General features: G+C 66.6%; 5 protein-coding genes. 3 read left to right on the top strand and 2 right to left on the bottom strand.

The genetic code is table 11. The features are described from left to right. On the bottom strand, positions 1–684 hold a 684-nt coding region (locus AC6EI8_RS24465; RefSeq protein WP_498383118.1), incomplete at its 3' end, for an IclR family transcriptional regulator. Between the two features lie 400 nt (positions 685–1,084). Here AC6EI8_RS24465 and AC6EI8_RS24460 point away from each other — a divergent pair. Next, positions 1,085–2,287, top strand: a complete 1,203-nt coding sequence (locus AC6EI8_RS24460) for an acyl-CoA dehydrogenase (protein WP_053821223.1) — start codon at positions 1,085–1,087, stop codon at positions 2,285–2,287. A 273-nt stretch (positions 2,288–2,560) separates the two neighbouring features. Here the strand turns inward: AC6EI8_RS24460 and AC6EI8_RS24455 are convergent, their stop codons facing one another. Continuing rightward, entirely contained in the window at positions 2,561–3,205 is a 645-nt protein-coding gene (locus tag AC6EI8_RS24455) for a peroxiredoxin (RefSeq protein WP_149317793.1), read from the bottom strand. 407 nt (positions 3,206–3,612) lie between these two features. On the opposite strand from AC6EI8_RS24455, the gene AC6EI8_RS24450 reads away from it, so the two are divergent. Then, a complete protein-coding gene (locus AC6EI8_RS24450; RefSeq protein ID WP_315904136.1) occupies positions 3,613–3,930 on the top strand; it encodes an ElaB/YgaM/YqjD family protein in 318 nt (105 codons plus the stop codon). Between the two features lie 190 nt (positions 3,931–4,120). Next, positions 4,121–4,501, top strand: coding sequence for a phage holin family protein (locus tag AC6EI8_RS24445; RefSeq protein WP_498383117.1), 381 nt, complete (start codon positions 4,121–4,123; stop codon positions 4,499–4,501). Positions 4,502–4,615 lie beyond the last annotated feature (114 nt).

The following is a 4,615-nucleotide window of genomic DNA, read 5'->3' as shown; positions in this document are numbered from 1 at the left end:
GGCCAGCGTCTCGTGGAAGACCGCCTCGTCGACGCTGCCATACGACGCGCTGCAGCTCAGCATGTGGATGTCCTTTTCGCCGATCGGCCGGAACGGCACCGCGCAGGCGTGGATGGCGGGATGCCAGTCGCGGAACGAGGCCGCGTAACCGCGCTGCTCGGCCTCGGCCACCGCCGCCCGCATCGGCGCCTCCTGCGCCTTCCATTGCTCGGGATAGGCCTGCGCGAATTCGGCCAGCAGCCGTTCCCGCTTCGGCCCGGGCAGCGCCGCCAGATAGGCGCGCCCCATCGAGCTCGACACCAGCGACAGCCGCGATCCGACCCCAAGGCCCAGCATCGAGCCGGCGTCGTTACGGATCGACTCCAGATAGATCACCTCGAGCCGCTCGCGCTTGCCGAGCGACACGGACACGCCATGGGTCTGCGCGAACGCCAGCATGTGCGGCCGCGCCAGCGCCACCACGTCGGAAGCCGACAGATAGGCGAAGCCCAGCGCCAGCACGCCGGCATCCAGCGCGTACTTGCCGAGGCTGTCGTCGTAGCGCAGATACCCCAGTTGCACCAGCGTACCGGCGAGGCGGCTGACGGTCGCCTTCGGCAGCCCGGTGCGGCGCACGAAGTCCTGGTTGCCGAGCATCGACTCGCCGGTGCGAAAGCACCGCAGCAGCTCCAGGCCGCGGGCCAGCGCGGTGACGAAGTTCGGGTCGCTCTCGCGCGCGGCGCGCTCCGACCCGGGCTCGGTGGCCTTGGTGGCCTTGGTGGCCTCCGCGGCCGGAGGGCTCTTTGCGGCCGGGGTGGCTGCGGCGGCCGCATTCCCGGTGCTGGCGGCGGAGGAAAGCACGTCGGAGTTGGCCACGGCGGGCTCCTGGTCGAAAGGCGGTGAACGAAGTCGGGAGGCCCGGGCGGGCTGTTGCCGGCCGGACGCTTTGCGCTATACTAACGCATCGGAACACGGTTCCGCAATGCGGAACCTTAAAACGAGACCGGCAGCGCCCCGCCAGCCGGTCCGCCGCGCCCGATCACTCATTCCGTTTCAAGTCCAATCACGCTGACCCGCGTTCACCGCTCTACCGAAGGAGACCTCGATGGCCGCCAACGCCGAATTCCACTGGGCCGACCCGCTGCTGCTCGATCAGCAACTGACCGCCGACGAGCGCATGGTGCGCGACGCCGCCGCGGCCTACTGCCAGGACAAGCTGATGCCGCGCGTGCTGGAGTCGTTCCGGCATGAAAAGACCGACGCGACCATCTTCCGCGAGATGGGCGAACTCGGCCTGCTCGGCCCGACCATTCCCGAACAGTACGGCGGCCCGGGACTGAACTACGTCAGCTATGGCCTGATCGCGCGCGAGGTCGAGCGTGTCGATTCGGGCTATCGCTCGATGATGAGCGTGCAGTCGTCGCTGGTGATGGTGCCGATCTACGAATTCGGCAGCGAGGCGCAGAAGCAGAAGTACCTGCCCAAGCTGGCCACCGGCGAATGGATCGGCTGCTTCGGCCTGACCGAGCCGAACCACGGCTCCGACCCCGGCTCGATGGTGACGCGCGCGAAGAAGGTCGACGGCGGCTACGAGCTGAGCGGCGCCAAGATGTGGATCACCAACTCGCCGATCGCCGACGTGTTCGTGGTGTGGGCGAAGCTCGCCGACGATCCGCAGAACGGCGGCAAGGAAACCATCCGCGGCTTCATCCTGGAAAAGGGCTGGAAGGGCCTGAGCGCGCCGGCGATCCACGGCAAGGTCGGCCTGCGCACCTCGATCACCGGCGAGATCGTCATGGACCAGGTGTTCGTTCCGGAAGAGAACCTGATGCCGGGCGTCAGCGGCCTGAAGGGTCCGTTCACCTGCCTGAACTCGGCCCGCTACGGCATCGCCTGGGGCGCGCTGGGCGCCGCCGAATTCTGCTGGCATACCGCGCGCCAGTACACGCTGGACCGCAAGCAGTTCGGCCGCCCGCTGGCCGCGACCCAGCTGGTGCAGAAGAAGCTGGCCGACATGCAGACCGAGATCACGCTGGGCCTGCAGGGCTGCCTGCGCCTGGGCCGGATGAAGGACGAGGGCACCGCGGCGGTCGAGATCACCTCGATCATGAAGCGCAATTCGTGCGGCAAGTCGCTCGACATCGCCCGCGTGGCGCGCGACATGCTGGGCGGCAACGGCATCTCGGACGAGTTCGGCGTGATCCGCCATGTGGTCAACCTCGAGGTGGTCAACACCTACGAGGGCACGCATGACATCCACGCGCTGATCCTTGGCCGCGCGCAGACCGGCATCCAGGCCTTCTTCTGAACGGCTCCGGAATGACCCCGGCCGAGCCAGTGCGCACGGCCCAATAAAAAGGCCCGGCTGTCGCCGGGCCAAAGCACACTACCAAGGAGACGACGGGCGAACCCGTCGGTACGACACCGTTGGCGCCGCGCCGGCCCCGCTTGCATCGCGCGGGGCGGGGCGGCGTTTCTCGTTTCTGGTTCTCGCTTCTGTTTATCGCTGCGGTTTCCCGCTGCGTTTATCGTTGCGGTTTCTCGCCGCGATTCTTGCGCTGTTTCTCGTGCAGCCGATGGCTTACTGCTGCTTGTCCGGCTGCGGCGTCATCCGCAGGTACGGGCGCAGCGCCTTGTAGCCCTTCGGGAACTTCTGCTTGATCACCTCTTCGTCCTTCAACGACGGCACGATCACCACGTCCTCGCCCTGCTGCCAGTTGCCCGGCGTCGCCACGCTGTGCTTGTCGGTCAGCTGCAGCGAATCGATGACGCGCAGGATCTCGTTGAAGTTGCGGCCGGTGCTGGCCGGATAGGTAATGATCAGCCGCACCTTCTTGTTCGGATCGATCACGAACAGCGAGCGCACCGTCAGCGTCTCGTTGGCGTTCGGATGAATCATGTCGTAGAGCTCGGACACCTTGCGGTCGGCGTCGGCCAGGATCGGGAAATTGACCTGGCAGCCCTGGGTGTCGTTGATGTCCTCGATCCAGCGCTGATGGGACTCGACCGGGTCGACCGACAGCGCGATCGCCTTGACGTTGCGCCTGGCGAACTCGTCCTTGAGCTTGGCCGTCAGTCCCAGTTCGGTCGTGCAGACCGGGGTGAAGTCCGCCGGATGGGAGAACAGCACGCCCCAGCTGTTGCCCAGCCATTCATGAAAGCGGATGCGGCCTTCGCTGGAATCCTGTTCGAAGTCCGGCGCAATGTCGCCTAGCCTGAGTGCCATGGTTGCCTCCTTGCCTGTCGGTCGTCAGTGGTCTGTCGGATGTTGCTTGCCTCCGGGCCGCCAGCGCCCGGACTCAGACCAGTCTATTCCGATTGCGGTGAGACACAAACAAATATAAAGTCACTACAACATCACGCGAAGTCATTTGCCGAATCGATGGTCGAAGGCTTTGGCGTGACGCCGAAACCCGCCGCCACCTCGCGATCCGGGGACGCGCCGGACGGGCGCGCGACGCCCGACGGCGTGCCGGCCGATAAAAACCGCTCAGGTTTGCATCGCGCTGCGCCGATGTCCTACATGACTTGTAGGACTCGCTGTCTTGAAACCATTGCAGACCGCCGCATATCCTAGGAAATGCTTGGACCGCAGCAAGGCGAAGACACCCTACGAGAGCGAGGAAGGCCAACATGCAACTATCCGAAACAACCGCCCGCAACCAGGAGAAACTGATGAGCGATGTCAAAACCGTCCTGTCCGATGCCGAGGAACTGCTCAAGCAAGCCGCCTCGACCACCGGCGAGAAGGCCGCCGAACTGCGCGAGCGTGGCATGGGCCTGCTGAAGCAAGCCAAGGAAAAAGCGCAGGATCTGCAGGACGCCGTCGTCACCAAGAGCAAGGCCGCGGCCCGCGCCACCGACGACTACGTACACGACCATCCTTGGCGCGCGGTCGGCATCGCCGCCGGCGCCGGTCTGCTGATCGGCCTGTTGCTGAACCGCAAGTAAAGCCAGCCGGTCGGACCGCTGGACCCGCAACCCGCGGGTTCCCGCGCCCGACCGCGACTTGCCGGCCTGCGCGCCGGCGCCCTTCCGGAGCACCCCGTTCGCGGGCGCTCCCGGCGCGCCGATCGCGCAGGCCCCCTCCTGCCGGGTGCCGCAACGCGGCGCATGACGACACTCCAATCAGCGGAACCGCATGACCGACGACACCTCCTCACCCAAGTTACTGGACTCGCTGCGCACGCTGGGCAGCTCGGTGGCGGCGATGGCGCAGACCCGGCTGGAACTGGCCAGCGTCGAACTCTCCGAGGAAAAATCACGGCTGTTGCGCATGGCGCTGCTGGCGCTGGTCGGCCTGGTGTTCTTCGGCCTCGCCCTGTTCGCGCTGACCGGCCTGGTCGTGCTGCTGTTCTGGGACAACTACCGGGTGCAGGCGCTGGGCGTGGTGATCGTGGTCTATCTGCTGCTCGGCGGCGGCTGCCTGCTCGCCGCGCGCAATATCGTTCGCCATTCCCCGCCGATGTTCGAAGCCACGCTGGCCGAAATCGACAAGGACCGGGAGAGCCTGCGCCAATGACCCCGACCCCCGCTCCGACTCCGATTCCGTCCCCTGCCCCGGCCCCGACCGCGGGCGCTGCGCCGGTCCCGACGCCAACACCATCCGCGGGATCGTCCGCCGACGCCTACGCCG

The sequence above is a fragment of the Cupriavidus sp. R6-3 genome, from assembly GCF_059772245.1.
The sequence above is the reverse complement of the archived record's forward strand: the minus strand, read 5'-3'. Positions and strand labels throughout refer to the sequence as shown.